The organism is Caulobacter sp. SLTY (genome assembly GCF_009905535.1).
Lineage (GTDB): Bacteria > Pseudomonadota > Alphaproteobacteria > Caulobacterales > Caulobacteraceae > Caulobacter.
Genome location: NZ_JAAALA010000005.1, coordinates 41,671 through 62,842 on the forward strand (window position 1 = coordinate 41,671; position 21,172 = coordinate 62,842).

Consider the following 21,172-nt stretch of genomic DNA (forward strand, 5'->3'; position numbering starts at 1 on the left):
CTCAAAATGCGCCCAATCGTGTCAGCAGACCCGATCCGGTTTTGCGAAACCTGCTTGGGTGCTCCGGTTATCCCCGCGTCCGGAGCCATCCATGCCCTTCTCCGCCACCCTCAATCTCGCCGACCTCGACGGCGCCAACGGCTTTCGCATCACCGGCGTGGCCGAGATCGACCAGGCCGGCTACTCGGTCGCCTCGGCGGGGGACGTCAACGGTGACGGGATCGACGACCTGATCATCGGAGCCCGGGTCGCGGACCCGAACGGCCAGAACTCCGGCGCCAGCTATGTGGTGTTCGGCAGCGCCTCTGCCCGCCCGGCCAGCATCGACCTCGCCGACCTCGACGGGACCAACGGCTTCAGGATCAGCGGCACGGCGGAGAGCGACTATACCGGCCGATCGGTCTCCTCGGCGGGGGACGTCAACGGCGATGGCTACGCCGACCTGTTCATCGGCGGCCGCAACTCAGGCTTCGTTGTGTTCGGCGCCGACGGCGGCTTTTCGGCCAACCTCAACCTCTCCAGCCTGAACGGAAGCAACGGCTTCCGCATGATCGGCGGGGGCGACCAGACCGGCCGGTCCGTCTCTTCGGCCGGTGATGTCAACGGCGATGGCCTGGATGACATGATCATCGGCGCCCACAACGCCATCCTCAACGGGGGCGGTTCAGGCGAAAGCTATGTGGTGTTCGGGACCGAAGAGGGCTTTTCCGCCACGGTCGACCTTTCGGCGCTCGACGGGCCCGACGGCTTCCGCATCAGTGGCGCCGAGGCGTACGGCAGCGGTTATGCGGTCGCCTCGGCCGGCGACGTCAATGGGGACGGCGTCGGCGACCTGATCATCGGGGCGCGCTTCGCCAATGCCAATTACGGCGGCGCCTATGTGGTGTTCGGCGACGCCGGGGGCTTCGGCGCCGACCTGGACCTCTCCGCCCTCGACGGGGACAACGGCTTCAGCCTCTCCGGGGTGGGGTGGAACGACTGGACCGGCGGGTCCGTCTCCTCGGCGGGAGACGTCAACGGCGATGGCTTCGACGATGTGATCATCGGGGCCACTCAGGTCGACGGAAACGGCAGCAACGCCGGCGCCGCCTTCGTGGTGTTCGGCGCCGCCGACGGCTTCGCGGCCGATCTCGACCTCGCGGCCCTGGACGGAACGAACGGCTTTCGCATCAGCGGCGGGGCGGCGGGGGACTACGCCGGCCGGTCGGTCGCCTCGGCGGGTGACATCAATGGCGATGGCTTCGACGACGTGATCGTCGGGGCCTCCGGCGCCGACAGCAACGGCAGCCAGTCGGGGTCCAGCTACGTGGTGTTCGGCGCCGCCGGCGGGTTCGCGGCCGTGGTGCAGGTCTCCAGCCTGGACGGGACCAACGGTTTCCGCATTGTCGGCGCGACGGCCCAGGAAATCAGCGGCTGGTCGGTCGATGGGGCCGGCGATGTCAATCAGGATGGCCTGGACGACCTGATCGTCGGGGCCTGGGGCGCGTTCGTGAACGGCGTCTCCACCGGCGCGGCCTATGTCATCTATGGCCAGGCCATGGCGGCGGTGGTCGAGACCGGCACGGCCGGCGCGGACATCTTCGACGGCGGCTCCGGCGACGACCGGCTCAGCGGCCTCGGCGGCAGTGACACCCTGACCGGCCTCGGCGGGGACGACCTGCTGGATGGCGGGGACGCCAAGGACTTCCTCTACGGCGGTGAAGGGGCTGACACCCTGTTCGGCGGCGCGGGCGGCGACCTGCTGGACGGCGGAACCGGCGCCGACCAGATGGCCGGAGGCCTGGGCGACGACAACTATGTGGTCGACAGCCTGGGTGACGTCGTCACCGAAGCGGCGGGCGAGGGCCAGGACCGGGTGAGGAGCAGCGTGACCTTCACGCTCGGCGCCACCCTGGAAAACCTGCAGCTGATCGGCTCGGCCGACATCAACGGCTCGGGAAATGAGCTGGGCAACCAGATCGACGGAAACAGCGGCGTCAACAACATCAGCGGCAACGGCGGCGCCGACCTGATCCGGGGCCATGGGGGCGACGATGTCCTACGCGGCAACGACGGGGACGACCAGATCCTCGGCGGCGACGGGGCCGACAACATTCGCGGCGGCGTGGGCGCCGACCGGCTCGAAGGCGGGGCGGGGGCCGACCTCCTGAGCGGCGATGATGGGAACGACATCATCGACGGCGGTTCTGACAACGACGTGATCTATGGAGATATCGGCGCCGACCAGCTGAACGGGGGCGACGGAAACGACATCCTCCTCGCCGGCGACGGAAACGACGTCCTCAACGGCGGCGCCGGGGTCGACGAACTGCGTGGCGGCGGGGGGGACGACACCTATTTCGTGGCGGCGGGAAACGTGGCCGGGGAAAGCGCCAACGAAGGCGTCGATACGATTCGCAGCGCCGGCGACTGGGTCCTGCGCGAAAATTTCGAACGGCTGGTGCTGGACGGGGCGGGCGACTTCGCCGGGACCGGCAACGCGCTGGCCAACCAGATCACCGGCAACAGCGGCGCCAACATCCTCGATGGGGCGGCCGGCAACGACAACATCAACGGCGGCCTGGGCGTCGACCGGATCATCGGCGGGACGGGCAACGATATCCTGACCGGCGGCGGCGGCATCGACACCTTCGTGGTGCGGCAGGAGTCGGTCTATTCGAGCCTGGCGCCGCAGGGCCGGGTCCTGGAGGTCGACACCATCGCCGACTACCAGATCGGCGTGGACATCATCGACCTGTCGGCGATCGCGTCAGGCGATGCGGACGGCGCCTTCAATCTGGTGTCGAACTTCGACGGCGTGGCAGGCCGGATGACCCTGAAGTTCGCCGGCGGGACAACCACCCTTTCGCTCGATGTCGATGGCGACTCCAAGGCCGACTACCTGCTGAAGATCAACGGCGACGTCACCGGTGAAAGCGGCCGCTGGCTGCTCTGAGCCCACGCCTCGGCGCCGGCCGATCCCCACCGCGATGAGCCCCCAAGCCCTGCCTCGCCGATCCGTCGGCGCGCGCGCAATCTGAAAGACCGACCATGGCCTTCACCGCCACTCGCAAAGCCACCGCCCTCGAGGCCATCAACGCCCAACGCCTCAGCCTCCGGACCCTCCCCGAGGAAGGCGGCGAACAACCGCAAGCCCGGGCCCTCATCCCTGGCGAACCGGTTCGGGCCGCGTTCGACGGCACGGCGGGGAACGACACCGCCAGTGGCGGGTCGACCGCCGACACGCTCAACGGCTTTGGCGGCGAGGACACCCTGAACGGCCTGGGCGGGGATGACATCCTCGACGGAGGCGACGCAAAGGACTACCTCTACGGCGGCGCCGGTGCGGACGACCTGATCGGCGGCTCCGGTGGCGACCTGCTGGACGGCGGCACGGGGGCGGACCAGATGGCCGGTGGGCTGGGCGACGACACCTATGTGGTCGACAGCGTGGACGACGTGGTCATCGAGCTCGCTGGCCAGGGCCAGGACCGGGTGCGCAGCAGCGTCGAGTTCAGCCTGAGCGACGCGCTCGAGAACCTGCAACTGACCGGAACACGCGACATCGACGCCTCGGGCAACGCCTTCGCCAACCAGATCGACGGCAACAGCGGCGACAACCTCATCAACGGCAACGGTGGAAATGACCTGGTCCGCGGCGGCGAGGGCGAGGACACCCTCAGCGGAGACGATGGAGACGACCAGGTCCTCGGCGGGCTTGGCGACGATGTGCTCTACGGCGACGCGGGGATGGACCGCCTCCAGGGCGAGGCGGGGGTTGACCAGCTCCAGGGCGGCGACGGCGCCGATGTTCTGGACGGCGGGGCGGACGGCGACGCGCTGTTCGGGGACTCGGGCGCCGACCAGCTGAACGGCGGGGATGGAAACGACTATCTGGAGGGCGGGGATGGCAATGACATCCTTACCGGCGGCGCCGGGGCTGATCAGATGAACGGCGGCGCCGGGGACGACGTCTACATCGTCGCGGCCGGGGATGTCGTCGAGGAGTATGCAAACGACGGCGTCGATACGGTCCGGAGCACCGGAGCCTGGGTGCTGTCCGACGAAGTGGAGCGGCTGATCCTGGAGGGCTCCGGGAACGTCGCGGGGACCGGCAACGCGCTGGCCAACCAGATCACCGGCAACAGCGGCGCCAACATCCTCGATGGGGCGGCCGGCATCGACATCATAGGCGGCGGCCTGGGCGCCGACCGGATCATCGGCGGGACGGGCAATGACATCCTGACCGGCGGCGGCGGCATCGACACCTTCGCGGTGCGAGGGGAGTCGGTCTATTCCAGCCGCTCGCCGCAGGGGCGGCTCCTGGAGGTCGACACCATCGCCGACTACCAGATCGGCGTGGACATCATCGACCTGTCGGCAATCGCGTCGGGCGACGCGGACGGCGCCTTCAACCTGGTGTCGAACTTCGACGGCGTGGCGGGCCGGATGACCCTGAAGTTCGCCGGCGGGACCACCACCCTTTCGCTCGATGTCGATGGCGACTCCAAGGCCGACTACCTGCTGAAGATCAACGGCGACGTCACCGGCGAAAGCGGCCGCTGGCTGCTGTAGCGAAGCAGACCGCCATCAGCCGCGCGGCGCCTGCGCCAGGTAGTCCCTGGCGGTGGCGTGGAGGGGATTCAGCGACTCGACGACCCGCAGGAGGGCGGCGGGGTCAGCGATGATGAAGCCGCGATACTGCTTCTTCACCGCCCCGGCGGCGATCAGCTCCTGCACCGACCGCACCACAGCCGAATACGACAGCCCCAGAAAGTCGGCGATGTCGTCATACGTGATTGGCGCCGGCAGAGGGGTCTCGGCCCCTTCGAGCAGGCTGGGCCGGCGGCCAAGGTAGGTGATGGCCTTGGCCACCCGGGCGTTGTTGTCGTTGATGACGTTCATATAGGTCCGGTCGTGCTCCATGCGTGCGCGCAGACAGACCAGCCGCAGCATCTTGACCAGCAGCGCGGCGTCGGCCTCCAGTTCGGCGCGGAAGGCGGCCGCCGGGATGCGGACCAGCCGGGTGCGTCCGCGGGCGGTGGCGGTGAACAGCTGCGCCCGGTCATCCAGAGCCGGTGTCAGCCCCATCACCTGCGGCGCGGTCAACAGGTCCGCCAGGAAGCGGTCGCCGTTCGACACGGTAATCGCCACCTCCAGGCATCCCTCGGCGACGATCCACAGGTATTGGGGCGGCTCCTGCGACCGGGCGATCACCTCGCCGGGGTTATGCCAGACCATGCTGCTCAACGCCGCCAGCCGCGAAAGCGCCGCGTCGGACCAGAATGCAAAGGGCGCGGCCACGCGCAAATCCTGGGACCGAACCTCGCCGCCCGCCTTCGCCACGCTCACCTCACTCCGCAGCGGTTCACCATAATGAGGATAAACTAGGCGAAACAACTCTCCTGAGAAGGTCTGGATTTCGGAACTCTGCTTTTCTGCCGCGGCGCGCACCAGCCGCCTGTTTGAAGAGCGTCCCCATGCCCGTCTCCGCCGTCCTCGACCTCTCGACGCTCACCCCGACGGACGGGGTGGAGATCACCGGGGCCGCCCCCGCCGACCAGCTGACCTTCGGAAACAGCGTCGGCGACGTGAACGGCGATGGCTTCGAGGACTATCTGTTTTCAACGAAGATCGACGCCCTCGGGGAGGTCGCGGCCTACATCGTCTTCGGCACGGCGGCGGGCCTGCCGGTCGGCATCGACCTGGCGACCCTGAACGGCTCCAACGGCTTCCGCTTCACAGCCGGCGACAGCGCGATGATCGCCAACGGCGTGGGCTACACCGGGACAAACGCCGGTGACGTCAACGGAGATGGCATCGATGACCTGATCATCAGCGATGGCGATGGCCGGTTCAGCGGGGTCTACACCAACGTCTACGTCCTTTTCGGCAAGACCGAGCCGTTCGACGCGGTGGTCGACGCGAACGACATGGGTCCCGAAGACGGGTTCGCCATGAGCTCTTCGCGGCCCATTCGGCAGGCCAACATTATCGATGATCTCAACGGCGACGGCCTGGCCGACATGATCCTGGTCCGGGACGAAGACGACATCATCTACGTCGTCTATGGGCGCCAGGGGGATGGCGCTGACCTGGACCTGGACGCGCTGGACCCCGCCGAAGGGTTCGCGATCACCTACGCCAATGAGCCTCTCTTTGACGTCGCGGTCGGGGACTTCAACGGCGACGGAAGGCCCGATATCGCGGTCGGAACGCTGCAATCCGACGACGGCAACACTCTGCCGGCCGGCGCCGGAGAGGTCTACCTGCTACTGGGCGACGAGGATGGCTTCGAGTCGACGGACCTGGCGGCCTTGCCGCCAGGCGAGGGTATCCGGATTGCCGGCGAGGTTGTCGGCGGCGGCGTCGGGATGGGGGTCGCCTTCGCCGACATCAACGGAGACGGTCTGGACGACCTGGTCGCCAGCGCCTTCACGCCCAACTCCAGCGGCGAGGTCTATGTGGTGTTTGGCGCGACCTCGGGGGTGGACACGGACCTTCGTCCCTCCGAGCTGAACGGCGCCAACGGGTTCCGGATCGTCGGCAGCGCCCCGAACACCGCACTGGGCCTCGGCCTTTCGGGCGGCGGCGACTTCAACGGGGATGGATACCAGGACCTGATCGTCAGCGCCCGAGGCGCCGCCTTCAACGGGGCGCAGTCCGGAACGGCCTATGTCCTGTTCGGCCGTGCGGAAGGTTTTGCCGCCACCATCGATCTGTCGACTCTCGATGGCAGCAACGGTTTCCGGATCGACGGCGCGGAGGAAGGCGACCTGTTCGGCCTTGCGCCCCGCTTCATCGGCGATGCGAACGGTGACGGCTTTGACGACCTCATGGTCGTCGCCCCCCGGACCGGCAACAACGCATCCCGTATCGCGTCGGTCTACATCATCTACGGCGAAGCCAGCTTCAAGAACTTCGCCGGCACGGCGGACGCCGACGTCTTCGAGGGCGGGACGCTGGGCGACACCGTCAATGGCCTGGGAAGTTCGGACACTCTCAGCGGCGCGGGCGGTGACGATATCATCGACGGCGGAGACGGCGCCGACCGGCTCTTCGGCGACGAGGGCGCGGACGATATTCTGGGCGGCGCCGGAGGCGACCTGCTGGATGGCGGGACCGGCGCGGACCAGATGGCCGGGGGCCTGGGGGACGACACCTATGTGGTGGATGACTTCGCCGATCAGGTGACCGAGGGCCTGAACCAGGGCCAGGACCGGGTGCGCAGCAGCGTCGACTTCATCCTGGGCGCCAACGTGGAGAACCTGCAGCTCACCGGGTCGGGCGACAACAACGGCACGGGCAACGGGCTGGCCAACCAGATCGACGGCAACGGCGGCTCCAACTTCATCAGAGGCGGCGGTGGGAACGACATCCTCAAGGCCGGCGCGGGCAATGATTTCCTCTTCGGAGAAGAAGGTGACGACCTGATCCTCGGCGGGGACGGCATCGACGCCATCAACGGATCGGACGGCAATGACCGCATCGAGGGCGGCGCGGGCGCCGATGACATTCTCGGCGGGCTGGGCCTGGACCTTATCGACGGGGGCGATGGGGACGACATCCTCCGTGGCAATGGCGGCAACGACCAGATCAACGGCGGGGCGGGGGCTGATGACCTGGTGGGCAATTCTGGCAACGACGTCCTGAACGGCGGCGATGGAGCCGACCAGATGGCCGGCGGGACGGAGGACGATATCTACATCGTTACCCTCGGCGACACCGTCCTTGAGAACAGCGGCGAGGGGATCGATACGGTTCGGGCCGGTCTCAGCTGGACGCTGGGCGCCCAGCTCGAGCGGCTGGTCCTGGAGGGGACGGGCGACTTCGTCGGCACGGGCAACGCGCTGGCCAACCAGATCACCGGCAATGGCGGCGCCAACACCCTCGATGGGGCGGCCGGCAACGATAACATCAACGGCGGCCTGGGCGCCGACCAGCTCATCGGCGGGACGGGCAACGATATCCTGACCGGCGGAGGCGGGATGGACACCTTCGTGGTGCGGCAGGAGTCGGTCTATTCCAGCCTGGCGCCCCAGGGGCGGGTTGTGGAGGTCGACACCATCGCCGACTACCAGATCGGTGTGGACATCATCGACCTTTCGGCCATCGTGTCGGGCGACGCGGACGGCGCCTTCAACCTGGTGTCGAACTTCGACGGCGTGGCGGGCCGGATGACCCTGAAGTTCGCTGGCGGGGTGACGACCCTGTCGCTGGATGTCGATGGCGATTCCAAGGCCGACTACCTGCTGAAGATCAACGGTGACGTGACCGGCGAAAGCGGCCGCTGGCTGCTCTGACCGTGTCGCCGCTCTTTGGGAGAACGGTGGTTTGAGAAACGCTCACTCCAAAAAGTCACTAAAATGAGGACATCGCCTTCGGGTTGCGGCAGGACGCCATCCGGGGGGACCCTCACCAAATTGGGTGATCGACGGTCCCGAGTGAGGAGCACCGTTCGATGGCTGATGCGTTCCCGGCAGTCTACAATCTCAACACCCTGAACGGGACGGACGGGGTCCGGCTCAACTCTCCGGACAACGCCGGCGCCTTTGGCCTGGTCGCCCTGGCCGACTTCAACGGCGACGGGCTGATGGACATGATCCTCGGCTCGCCCGGCTCCAACTATGTCGGCTCCAGTTCCGGTTCGGTCTACATCGTCTATGGCCGCAGTGGCCTGCCGGCGAGCTACACCGCCCCGGCCACCCCGACGATCGGCGACGGCGTGGCCCGGTTCGACGGATTCTGGTCGATGGCCCGCCTTGGCACGGACATCACCTCACTGGGCGACATCAACGGCGATGGCCGCGACGACCTCCTCGTCACCCAGCCCTACCTCGAGCTCAATGGCCAGACCTGGGGCTCGGCATTCGTCCTGTACGGCCAGGAGGATTTCGAGGGCACGCAGTACATCGGCGCCCTGACCGCGGAGCAGGGCTTCGAGATCAATATTCCGCTCCCCAGCCGCGGTTTCATGAACGTCGCCGGCGTTGGCGACGTCAACGGCGATGGCGTGGGCGACTTCGCGGTCGGGGTGGAGCAGACCTCAACCGACTTCGTCAGCTTCAACGGCGCGACCTTCATCGTCTACGGAGGCCAGGCGTTCGGTACGTCGCTGGATGTCGGCAGCCTGACCGCCGCCCAGGGCGTGCGGATCAACGGCGCGACCAACTACGAGTACAGCGGCATCGCCGTGTCCTCGGCCGGCGACATCAACGGCGACGGGGTGGACGACCTGTTCATCGGCGCCAAGGCGGGGACGACCAGCGGCTATGCCGGCTTCGTCTACGTGGTCTACGGCAGCGAGGGCGGCCTGGGGGGCGACCTGGACCTGGGGACCCTGAACGCGGCGCAGGGCTTCCGCATCCAGGGCGTGTCGGGCGGCGACGCCCTCGGCTCCAGCGTGGCCTCGCTGGGCGACGTCAACGGGGACGGCATCGACGACTTCGTGCTCCGCGCCGCCTACGGCGAGGCCGGCGGCAACAACGGGGGGGCGGCCTATGTCGTCTTCGGGCGGGCCGACGGCTTTGCCGGGGGGGTAAACCTCGCCACCCTGGACGGCTCGAACGGTTTCGCCATCGGGGCCGCGGCCGACGGTCACCGGCTGGGCGAGCAGCTCGCCTCGGCAGGCGACATCAACGGCGACGGCTTGGCCGATATCCTCGTCGCCGCCCCGAACTTCGGGCCGACCTACGGCGGCGCGGTCTATGTGATCTACGGTTCGGAGAGCTTCTCCTCGGGCGTCCTTAACGTCTCCAGCCTCAACGGCGTCAACGGCTTCGCCATGACCGGCTCATGGTCCACCGGCCGAGGCGGCATGGCGGTCGGCGACATCAACGGCGACGGCATCGACGACATCTTCGTCGGCGCCACCAGCGCCTTGGGCCGCGCCTATGTGGTCTACGGCCGCTTCGAAGCGCCGATCGTGGAAACGGGCGGGGCCGGGGTGGACAGCCTGACCGGCGCGGATCTCGACGACCGGCTTAGCGGCGGCGGCGGGGACGACATCCTCGACGGGGGCCTGGGCGCCGACCGCCTGACCGGCGGCCTGGGGTCCGACACCTTCTATGTCGATGACGCTGGTGACACGACCGAGGAGGCCGACGGCGAGGGGACGGACACGGTCATCGCCTCGCTGACCTGGACCCTGGCCGACTTCGTCGAGCACCTCACCCTGACCGGCGCGGCCGACCTGGACGGCGTGGGCAACGGCCTGGCCAATATCATCACAGGCAACGACGGGGCCAACCTGCTGGACGGCGGCGCCGGAAACGACCGGCTGTTCGGCGGCCTGGGCGCGGACGACCTGGTTGGCGGCCTGGGCTCCGACTTCCTCGACGGGGGCCTCGGGGCCGACGCCCTGGCCGGCGGAGCGGGCGACGACATCTATGTCGTCGATGATGCGGGCGACGTGGTCACCGAACTTGCCGGCGGCGGCTCCGACCGGATCCGCATCAGCGTCCAGTTCAGCCTGGGCGCCTTCCAGGAAAACCTGCAGCTGATCGGCACGGCCGACATCAACGGCATCGGCAACGAACTGGCCAACCAGATCGACGGCAACAGCGGCGCCAACAACCTCTTCGCCGGCGGCGGCGCCGACATCGTCCGCGGCATGGACGGCGCCGACTTCCTCTACGGCCAGGCCGGCGCCGACCAGCTGCTGGGCGGCGAGGGCGACGACTACATCTGGGGTGGGGACGACAATGACCGCCTGCAGGGCGGCAATGGCGTCGACGGGCTCTACGGCGAAGGCGGCATCGACATCCTCGACGGCGATGCGGGCGACGACACCCTGACTGGCGGCTTTGGCAATGACCAGCTGAACGGCGGGGCCGACAACGACAGCCTGTGGGGGGACGAGGGCAACGACATCCTCAACGGCGGGATCGGAAACGACAGCATGATGGGCGGTGAGGGTGACGACACCTTCTTCGTCGACAGCCTCGGCGACACCATCACCGAGTACATCAACGAAGGGACCGACATCGTCCGCGCGACGGTCAGCTGGACCCTGGGATCCAATCTGGAACGGCTCATCCTTGAGGGAAACGGCGACCTGGACGGGACGGGCAACGGCCTGGCCAACCAGATCACCGGCAACAGCGGCGCCAACACCCTCGATGGGGCGGCCCTCAACGACATCATCAACGGCGGGCTGGGCGACGACCGGCTCATCGGCGGCACGGGCAACGATATCCTGACCGGCGGCGGCGGGGCCGACAGCTTCGTGGTCGAGGCGGCATCGATCTATTCCAGCCGGGAGCCGGCGGGGCGGACGGTCGAGATGGACAGCATCAGCGACTACGCGATCGGGATCGACATCATCGACCTGTCGGCCATCGACTCCGGCAGCCAGGACGGGGCCTTCAGCCTGGCGTCGGCCTTCGACGGCTCGGTGGGGCAGATGACCCTGAAGTTCGCCGGCGGGGTCACCACCCTGTCGCTCGATACCGACGGCGACGCAAAGGCCGACTACCTGTTGAAGATAAACGGAAACGTCACCGGCGAGAGCGGGCGCTGGCTGCTGTAGAACTCGTCGGTTCGCCTCGCGGGAGAAGTTGGTCCAACGCCTTGCAGCGTGAGGGTTGCGCGAGTTTTTCCCGCAGAAATTGACCCATGTTTTTTCACTTTCGGAGAACTTTGAAATGCGTTAGCGGCGTAGGCTGAACTATTTTGGGGGGACTACCAACATGGCCAATATCGTCGGCGACAACGATCCGAACACCCTGCCCGGCACCGTGGATGACGACACCATCACCGGCCTGGGCGGCAACGACGTCCTGGAGGGGGGCGAGGGCAACGATACGCTGAACGGCGGCACCGGCAATGACACCCTCAACGGCGGCAACGGCACGGACACCGCCACCTTCATCGACAGCGACGAAGGCGTGGTGGGGAACGTCTTCAGTGTCCAGAGCCTGTCGGGCGACGAAACCGACACCCTGATCAGCATTGAGAACCTGATCGGCTCGAACTTCAACGACCAGCTCGTCGGCGACAACCAGGCCAACGTCATCTGGGGCCGCGGCGGCCAGGATGTGCTGATCGGCCAGAACGGCGACGATACGCTCTACGGCGAGGACGGAGACGACATCCTCCGCGGCCGCAATGACAACGACAACCTCTACGGCGGGATCGGCAACGACTTCCTGCAGGGCGGCGAAGGCAACGACCTGATGGATGGCGGCGATGGCTTCGACCGCGCCAACTTCTTCCTCAGCCTGCCGACCGACGCCCAGGTCGGCGCGACCGTGGATCTGAACATCCAGGGCGTGGCCCAGGACACCGGCCACGGCATGGACACCCTGGTGAACATCGAGCACGTCTCGGGCACCACCCTGGCCGACACCCTGACCGGCGACGCCGGCGCCAACTGGCTGTGGGGCCAGGGCGGTGGCGACACCATCAATGGCGGCGGCGGGGATGACCTGATCGAGATCGGTTCGGCGGGCGCCCAGCTGGTCGGCGGCGACGGCGGGACCGATACCCTGTCGTTCTTCAACAACAACGACTTCACCAGCGGCGTGGTCTTCTCCCTGCTGCTGCAGGGGACCAACCAGGCGGTCGGCGGCGGCGTCTTCGCCACCGGGTTCGAAAACCTCTCCGGCTCGACCTTCAACGACACCCTGACCGGCGATGCGGGCGACAACGTCCTGTCGGGCGCCGAGGGCGCCGACATCCTGTCGGGCGGCCAGGGCAACGACACCCTCTACGGCGACGGCATCGTCTGGATGTATTCAACGACCGGCGGCTCCGGCCCGATTACCACGACGGTCGACCTCGACGCGTTGGGCATCGGCGCGGTTCCCGGCAACGACACCCTGTACGGTGGTGAGGGCAGCGACATCCTCGAGGGCGGCGCGGGCGACGACCTGCTGCTGGGCGGCATCGGCAACGACACCATCCGCGGCGGCGCCGGGATCGACACCGTGTCCTATGAGGACATCTCGGTGGCGAACGGCATCGGCACGGGCGTCTACCTCTGGCGGGCGGAGAACCAGAACCGCAGCCAGGGCGACGGTGGTTTCGACATCATCACCGGGGTCGAGAACGTCATCGGCTCGCAGGTCTCCGACACCCTGGAAGGGGACGGCGGCGACAACGTGCTGACCGGCCTCGGCGGCAACGACGCCCTGGTCGGCCACGGCGGCAACGACACCCTGGTCGGCGGCGCCGGCGAGGACTTCCTGCGCGGCCGGGACGGCGACGACCTTATGCAGGGCGGCGCCGACAACGACTTCCTGCAGGGCGGCGAAGGCAATGACACCTTCGATGGCGGCGATGGCTTCGACCGCGCCAGCCTGTTCCTGATCGCGACCGATCCCCAGACCGGCGCGACCGTCGATCTGAACATCGTCGGCCAGCAGGACACCGGCCACGGCCTGGACACCTTCATCAGCGTCGAGCACGTCTCGGGCACCAACTTCGGCGACACCCTGACCGGCAACAGTGGCGACAACTGGCTGTGGGGCGTCGGTGGGGGCGACACCCTGAACGGTGGGGACGGCAACGACAATCTGGAGACCGGCTCGGCTGGCGCCAACGTCCTCAACGGCGGCGACGGCATCGACACCGCCAACTTCTTCAACAACAACGACTTCACCAGCGGCGTGGTGGCCTCCCTGCTGCTGCAGGGCGTGGCCCAGGCGACCTCCGGCGGCACGGTCACCCTGACCGGCATCGAAAACCTGTCGGGTTCGGCCTTCAATGACGTCCTGACGGGCGACGCCGGGGGCAACGTCTTGGCCGGCAACAGCGGCGCTGACACCCTGGACGGGGGCGAGGGCGACGACATCCTGCTCGGCGACGGCGCCATCCGGATGACCAGCAGCCAGGGCGGCTCAGGCCCGATCACCCAGATCGAGGACGTCGCCACCTTCTTCAACAACCCCAGCAACAGCGGCAATGACATCCTGCGCGGCGGGGCGGGCATCGACACCCTGATCGGCTCCGGCGGCGACGACCTGCTGCTCGGCGGCCTGGGCAACGATACGATCAACGGCGGCGCCGGGATCGACACCGTCTCCTACGAGGACATCTCGGTGGTGAACGGCATCGGGGTCGGCGTCTATCTGCTGCGGCCGGAGAATGTGGCCCGCAGCCAGGGCGATGGCGGCGCGGACCTCATCATCGGCGTCGAGAACGTCATCGGCTCACAACTGTCCGACACCCTGGACGGCGACCACAACAACAACGTCCTGACCGGCCTGGGCGGCAACGACCTGCTGATCGGCGAGGGCGGCGACGACACCCTGATCGGCGGCTCGGGCGAAGACTTCCTGCGCGGCCGTGACGGCAATGACGTCATGCAGGGCGGCGCCGACAACGACTTCCTGTCCGGCGGCGAGGGCAACGACACCTTTGATGGCGGCGACGGCATCGACCGGGCCAGCATGTTCCTTATCCCGACCGACCCCCAGACCGGCGCGACCGTCGATCTGAGCATCGTCGGCCAGCAGGACACCGGCCATGGGCTGGACACCTTCATCAGCGTCGAGCACGTCTCGGGCACCAGCTTCGGCGACACCCTGAGCGGCAACAGCGGCGACAACTGGCTATGGGGCATCGGCGGCGGCGACACCCTGAACGGCGCCGACGGCAATGACCTGCTGGAGACCGGCTCGGCCGGCGCCAACGTGCTGAATGGCGGCAACGGCGTCGATACCGCCAGCTTCTTCAACAACAACGACTTCACCAGCGGCGTGGTCGCCTCCCTGCTGCTGCAGGGCGTCGCCCAGGCGACCTCCGGCGGCACGGTGACCCTGAACGGCATCGAGAACCTGTCGGGCTCGACCTTCAACGACGTGCTGACCGGCGACACCGGAAACAACGTCCTGGCCGGGGCCGAGGGTAACGACGAACTGGTCGGCGGCGAGGGCAATGACACCCTCTACGGCGACGGCATCGTCTGGATGACCAGCGACCAGGGAGGCTCGGGCCCGATCACCTTCACGGCGGACCTGGCGTCCGATCCGGAACTCGGCGCGGTCTCGGGCAACGACATCCTGCGCGGCGGCGCGGGCAGCGACATCCTGGAAGGCGGCGGCGGGGACGACCTTCTGCTGGGTGGTCTTGGCAACGACACCATCCGTGGCGGCGACGGGATCGACACCGTCTCCTACGAAGACATCTCGGTCGCCAACGGCATCGGGGTGGGCGTCTACCTGCTGCGGCCGGAGAACGTGAACCGCAGCCAGGGTGACGGCGGCTCCGACATCATTACCGGCGTCGAGAACGTCATCGGCTCGCAGATCTCCGACACCCTGGACGGCGACCACAACAACAACGTCCTGACCGGCCTCGGCGGCAACGACCTGCTGATCGGTGAAGGCGGCGACGATACCCTCGACGGCGGCGCCGGCGAGGACTTCCTTCGCGGCCGCGACGGCAACGACATCGCCTACGGCGGCCTCGACAATGACTTCTTCTCGGGGGGCGAAGGCAACGACGTGATGGACGGCGGCGAGGGCTTCGACCGCGCCAGCATGTTCCTGTCCCTGCCCACCGACATCCAGATCGGCGCGACGGTCGACCTCGCGATCACCACGGCCCAGGATACCGGGCATGGGATGGATACTTTCATCTCCATCGAGCACGTGTCCGGCACCACCTTCTCCGACACCTTCTATGGGAACGACGGCGCCAACTGGCTCTGGGGGACGGGCGGCAACGACACCCTGGATGGCCGGGGCGGCGACGACCTTCTGGAAGCCGGCATCGGGACGAACATCCTGACCGGCGGCGACGGCATCGACACCGTCCGCCTGGCCGACAACATCAACCCGCCGCTCAACGTGGTCCTCTCCCTGCAGCTGCAGGGCGCGGCGCAGGACACCGGCTCCGGCATGATGACCCTCAGCGGGATCGAGAACCTGACCGGCACGGTCGGGAACGACGCCCTGACCGGCGACGGGGTGGCCAACACCCTGGCCGGGGCGCAGGGCGAGGACAGCCTGGTCGGCGGCGGCGGCAACGACCTGCTGCTGGGCGACGGCGATATCCGGATGGTGTCGAACCAGGGCGGCTCGGGTCCGATCACCGTGATCGAGAACCTGGCGACCTTCTTCAGCAACCCGGCCTACATCGGCAACGATCATCTCGTCGGCGGCGAGGGCGACGACCGGCTGGTCGGCGGCGGCGGCGATGACCTGCTGGACGGCGGCTCCGGGACCAACATCCTCGAAGGCGGCGACGGCTTCGATACCGCCACCTACGCGGGTTCCGACAGCGGCGTCACCGTCCTGCTGGGCAATGGGACCGGCACGGCCCAGGGGCCGGCCAGCGACACCCTCAGCTCGATCGAGCGCGTGGTCGGCTCCGAGTACAACGATACCCTCCGCGGCGGCGTCAACGCCGACAGCCTGGACGGAGACGACGGCAGCGACACCGTGCTCGGCCAAGGCGGAGACGACATCGTCAACGGCGGGGGAGACGATGACTTCGTCCGCGGCGGCGACGGCAATGACCTGGTCGATGGCGGTTTCGGCAACGACTATGTCCACGGCGGCGAGGGCGACGACACCATCGACGGGGGCGAGGGCTTCGACCGGGTGGCGTTCTCGCTGCAGCCGACCGACGTGCAGGTCGGCGTGACCGTCGACCTCGGGCTCCAGGGCGTCGCCCAGGACACCGGCCACGGCATGGACACCCTGATCAGCATCGAGCATGCCTCAGGCACCAATCTGAACGACAGCCTGACGGGCGATGCCCAGGCCAACTGGCTGTGGGGCCAGGACGGCAATGACACGATCGTGGCCGGCGAAGGCGACGACCTGATCGAGGTCGGCTCGGGCAACCACACGGTGGACGGCGGCCTCGACACCGACACCCTGCTATTCTCGCTTCTGACCGAGACCCCGACCGACGTGACCTTCTCGCTGGCCCTGCAGGGCTCGGCCCAGTCGGTCGGCGCGGGCTCTGTCACCGCCAGTGGTTTCGAGAACCTGTCCGGTCGCAACGGCAACGACACCCTGACCGGCGACGAGGCGGCCAACACCCTGGCCGGCGCTTCCGGAGATGACACCCTGGATGGCGGTGATGGCGCCGACCTGCTGGTCGGCGACGGTATCTTCGGCATCACCGGCATCGGCTACAGCGGCGAGATCGCCTTCGAGGCAGACAACGCCGCGGCCGAAAACGACCCGCTGCTCAGCGGAAGCGACACCATCTACGGCGGCGCGGGCGACGACCGGATCGTGGGCGGCGGTGGTTCGGACTACATCAGCGGCGGCGATGATACCGACACCGTGGTGTTCAGCGGCGCCCGCGCGGACTACGATTTCTTCTATACCAAGAGCGGCGAGCTTGAGGTCACGGACCTGCGTGACGGTTCGCCTGACGGCATCGACACAGTGGTCGGTGTCGAGTTCTTCGAGTTCTCGGATGGCGTCTTCAGCTTCGGGGAGGTGAGCGGGCTTTCGCCTGAGGCCAACGATGATCTGCTGCAGACCACGGTCGGCCAGGCCTCATCCATCAATGCCTCGCTGCTGGTTCTCAACGACACCTTCGCCCCGGAGGACAGCAGCAACGGTGAAGTCACCGGCGTGTCGAACGCCGTCGGCCTGACGGTTCAGCTGGTCGATGGCCAACTGGTCATTGTCGCTGGCCCGGGCGGCGGGTCCTTCGACTACACGGTCCAGGGCGACTTCGGCTCCAGCATCGGCCATGTGACGGTCACGGCGGTCACCGCCACGGGCGGCGCGGACGTCTTCTCGCCCACCGGCGACCCGTTGGCGGTCGATTTCCACGGTCTGCTGGGCGGCGACACCCTGACCGGGACGGCCAATTCGGACCGTCTGGTCGGCGGTCTCGGCAACGACACCCTGAATGGCGGCGGCGGGGCCGACGTCATGGAGGCCGGCGCGCAGAACGACACCTACCATGTCGACGATATCGATGATCAGGTGATCGAGGCCGCCAACGAAGGCGATGACCTGGTCATCAGCACGATCAGCTACACGCTCGGCGCCAACCTGGAACGCCTGACGCTGACCGGCCGGGCGGAGTATGCGGGCGGCAACGCCCTCAACAACACCCTGATCGGCACGGACGGCGCCAACATCCTCAACGGCTTCGAGGGCGCCGACGTGATGCGCGGCGGGCTGGGCGACGACACCTATCATGTCGACAGCCTGAGCGACGTGCTCGACGACACCGGCGGCGTCGATACGGTGATCACCAGCCTCAACACCTACGTCATGGGGTTCGCCGCGTTCGAGATCCTGGCGTTCAACGGCTTCGGCAACTTCACCGGCACGGGCAATGGCGCGGCCAACACCCTGCTGGGCGGTGACGGCAATGACCGCCTCGACGGCCAGGCCGGCAACGACATCATGGCCGGGGGGCTGGGCGACGATACCTATGTCGTGGCCCAGACCGGCGACTCGATCGTCGAGGTGTCCGGCGCGGGGACCGACACGATCGAGACCAGCGTCGACTTCACCCTGTCCGCCGAGGTCGAGATCCTCAGGGCGGTCGGCTCCTCCAACCTGATCCTGAACGGCAACGTCCTCGACAACCAGGTCTTCGGCGCCAACGGCAATGACATCATCAACGGCGGCCTTGGGGCCGACCAGATGGCCGGGGGCCTGGGCAACGATACCTACCATGTCGACAACGCCGGGGATGCTGTCACCGAACTGGCCAGCCAGGGCGACGACCTGGTGATCAGTTCTGTCAGCCATGACCTGGGCGACAACGTCGAACGACTGACCCTCACCGGCACGGCGGCGTTCGCGGGCGGCAACGCCCTGAACAACACCCTGACCGGCAACGCCGCCAACAACATCCTCGACGGCCGCGGCGGGGCGGACCTGATGCGGGGCGGGCTGGGCGACGACACCTATCACGTCGACAATGTCGGCGATGTGGTCGAGGACACCGGCGGCGCCGACACGGTCATCACCAGCCTGGCCAGCTACACCCTCGGTTCGGGCATCGAAATCCTGGCGTTCAACGGCTTCGGCAACTTCGTCGGGAACGGCAACGGGCTGAACAACACCCTGCTGGGCGGCGATGGCAATGATCGCCTCGACGGCGGGATCGGCTTCGACGCCATGGCCGGTGGCCTCGGCGACGACACCTATGTGGTGGGCCAGCTCGGCGATACGGTCTTCGAGGTCGACGGCGTTGGGACAGACACGATCGAGACCAGCGTCGATTGGACTCTGGGTGACTTCGTCGAGAACCTGACAGGGACGGGCGGGGGCAATGTGTTCCTGACCGGCAACGCCCTGAACAACGTCATTATCGGCAACAGCGGCATCAACACCATCAATGGCGGCCTCGGCGCTGACCAGATGTCCGGTGGCCTCGGCAACGACACCTACATCGTCGATAACGTCGGCGACACGGTGACGGAACTGGCCGGGCAAGGGGCGCTCGATACCGTCAACGCCTACGTCGACTACACCCTCTCAGCCGAGATCGAGCGCCTGGTCCTGCTCGGGACCGCCGCGGTCGGCACGGGCAACGCCCAGGCCAACACCATCCTCGGCAACGCGCTGGACAACATCCTCGACGGCGGCGGCGGCGCGGACTCGCTGCAGGGCGGGCTTGGCAACGACACCTACTATGTGGACAACGTCGGCGATGTGATCTCGGACACCGGCGTCGGCCTCGACCAGGTGTTCGCCACCATCGGCAGCTTCACCCTGTCGGCAGCCCTCGAAAACCTGACCTTCATCGGGTCCGGCGCCTTCACGGGGACCGGCAACACCCTCGCCAACGTCCTGGTCGGGGGCGCCGGCAACGACACCCTGTCCGGTCTGGACGGAAACGACACGCTCGATGGCGGCCAGGGCGCCGATACCCTGAACGGCGGGGTCGGCAACGACACCTATGTGATCGATGACGCCGGCGACACCATCGCCGACAGCTCCGGGATCGACACGGTCCGCACGAGCCTGGCCAGCTACACCCTGGCCGCGGTGGTGGAGAACCTGACCTTCATCGGCTCCGGAGCCTTCACCGGCAACGGCAACGCCCTGGGCAACATCCTGACCGGCGGCGCGGGTGACGACACCCTGAACGGCCTGGTCGGCGCCGACACGCTCAACGGCGGCGAGGGCATCGACACCCTGATCGGTGATGCCGGCAACGACATCCTCGACGGTGGGCTCGGCGCCGACATCATGAGCGGCGGGGCCCAGGACGACATCTATGTGGTGGACGACATCGGCGATGTGGTGAACGAGGGGCTGAACGCCGGCACGGACACCATCCGGACCACGCTCAGCACCTTCACACTGGGCGCCAATGTCGAGCGCCTGGCCTTCATCGGATCGGGCGCCTTCAACGGTACGGGCAACGACCTGCTCAACACCCTGACCGGCGGTGACGGGGCAGACACCCTCGACGGCGGGATCGGCGACGACATCCTGAATGGCGGCGGCGGCATCGACAATCTGATCGGCGGCATCGGGGCCGACACCCTGGATGGCGGCGCCGGCGTCGACATCATGGACGGCGGGGTCGGAAACGACACCTACATCGTCGATGACCTGGCCGACGTGATCATCGAAACCCTGACCAGCGGGACGTCCGACCGGGTGCGTACGGCCATGTCCAGCTACACCCTCGGCGACCACCTCGAGGGCTTGGCCTACACCGGATCGGGGGTGTTCACCGGCACGGGCAACGCCCTGGCGAACATCCTGACCGGCGGCACGGGGTCCGACACCTTCTACGGCATGGGCGGCGGGGACGACATCCGCGCCGGGATGGGCGTCGACACCCTCTACGGCGGTGATGGGGTCGACAAACTCTACGGCGAGGCCGGCGACGACTTCCTGCTGGGCGAGGCGGCCACGGACTACCTCTACGGCGGGGCCGGGGCAGACACCCAGACCGGCGGGGCGGGGGCGGACTACTTCACCCTCAACGCCCTGGGCGACTCCGGCGTGGGCGCCGGGCTGCGCGATGTCATCACCGACTTCGACAGCGCCGACTTCATCGACCTGCGCCTGATCGACGCCAATACCGGCGCGGGCGGGGACCAGGCGTTCAGCTTCATCGGAAACGGGGCGTTCACGAACGTCGCCGGGCAGCTCCGCTACAGCTTCGATGGCGTCGACACCCACGTGTTCGGCGACGTGAACGGCGATGGCGTGGCGGACTTCGAGGTGCTGGTGAACGGCTCGGTGGCCCTGAACGCCGGCGACTTCCTGCTCTAGACCCCAGCCTGCCCGGCGAT

6 protein-coding genes are annotated in these 21,172 nt (G+C 67.7%); 5 read left to right on the forward strand and 1 reads right to left on the reverse strand.

The features are described 5' to 3' along the window. The first annotated feature begins 91 nt into the window (after positions 1-91). Complete coding sequence (locus GVN21_RS21115) at positions 92-2,935, forward strand: FG-GAP repeat protein (protein WP_166573429.1); 2,844 nt, start codon at positions 92-94, stop codon at positions 2,933-2,935. A 95-nt stretch (positions 2,936-3,030) separates the two neighbouring features. Next, positions 3,031-4,554, forward strand: a complete 1,524-nt coding sequence (locus GVN21_RS04015) for a calcium-binding protein (RefSeq protein ID WP_166573430.1) — start codon at positions 3,031-3,033, stop codon at positions 4,552-4,554. 15 nt (positions 4,555-4,569) lie between these two features. Here the strand turns inward: GVN21_RS04015 and GVN21_RS04020 are convergent, their stop codons facing one another. Then, on the reverse strand, positions 4,570-5,283 hold the full coding sequence (locus tag GVN21_RS04020) for a Crp/Fnr family transcriptional regulator (RefSeq protein WP_166573431.1): 714 nt from the start codon (positions 5,281-5,283) through the stop codon (positions 4,570-4,572). Positions 5,284-5,459: 176 nt separating this feature from the next. Here GVN21_RS04020 and GVN21_RS04025 point away from each other — a divergent pair, with 176 nt between their 5' ends. The 3 genes from GVN21_RS04025 to GVN21_RS21125 all read left to right on the forward strand — a co-directional run bounded on the left by GVN21_RS04025 (position 5,460) and on the right by GVN21_RS21125 (position 21,152). After that, positions 5,460-8,282 carry an FG-GAP-like repeat-containing protein gene (locus GVN21_RS04025; RefSeq protein ID WP_166573432.1) on the forward strand — a complete coding sequence of 941 codons (2,823 nt, stop codon included), beginning with the start codon at positions 5,460-5,462 and terminating at the stop codon, positions 8,280-8,282. 158 nt (positions 8,283-8,440) lie between these two features. Next, a complete protein-coding gene (locus tag GVN21_RS21120; protein WP_166573433.1) occupies positions 8,441-11,509 on the forward strand; it encodes an FG-GAP-like repeat-containing protein in 3,069 nt (1,022 codons plus the stop codon). Between the two features lie 160 nt (positions 11,510-11,669). Further along, positions 11,670-21,152 carry a hypothetical protein gene (locus GVN21_RS21125; RefSeq protein ID WP_166573434.1) on the forward strand — a complete coding sequence of 3,161 codons (9,483 nt, stop codon included), beginning with the start codon at positions 11,670-11,672 and terminating at the stop codon, positions 21,150-21,152. Positions 21,153-21,172 lie beyond the last annotated feature (20 nt).

Excerpts from the sequence above, each read along its gene's own strand:
- GVN21_RS21115 (WP_166573429.1), top strand. The coding sequence starts at position 92 with ATGCCCTTCTCCGCCACCCTCAATCTCGCCGACCTCGACGGCGCCAAC.
- GVN21_RS04015 (WP_166573430.1), top strand. The coding sequence starts at position 3,031 with ATGGCCTTCACCGCCACTCGCAAAGCCACCGCCCTCGAGGCCATCAAC.
- GVN21_RS04025 (WP_166573432.1), top strand. The coding sequence starts at position 5,460 with ATGCCCGTCTCCGCCGTCCTCGACCTCTCGACGCTCACCCCGACGGAC.
- GVN21_RS21120 (WP_166573433.1), top strand. The coding sequence starts at position 8,441 with ATGGCTGATGCGTTCCCGGCAGTCTACAATCTCAACACCCTGAACGGG.
- GVN21_RS21125 (WP_166573434.1), top strand. The coding sequence starts at position 11,670 with ATGGCCAATATCGTCGGCGACAACGATCCGAACACCCTGCCCGGCACC.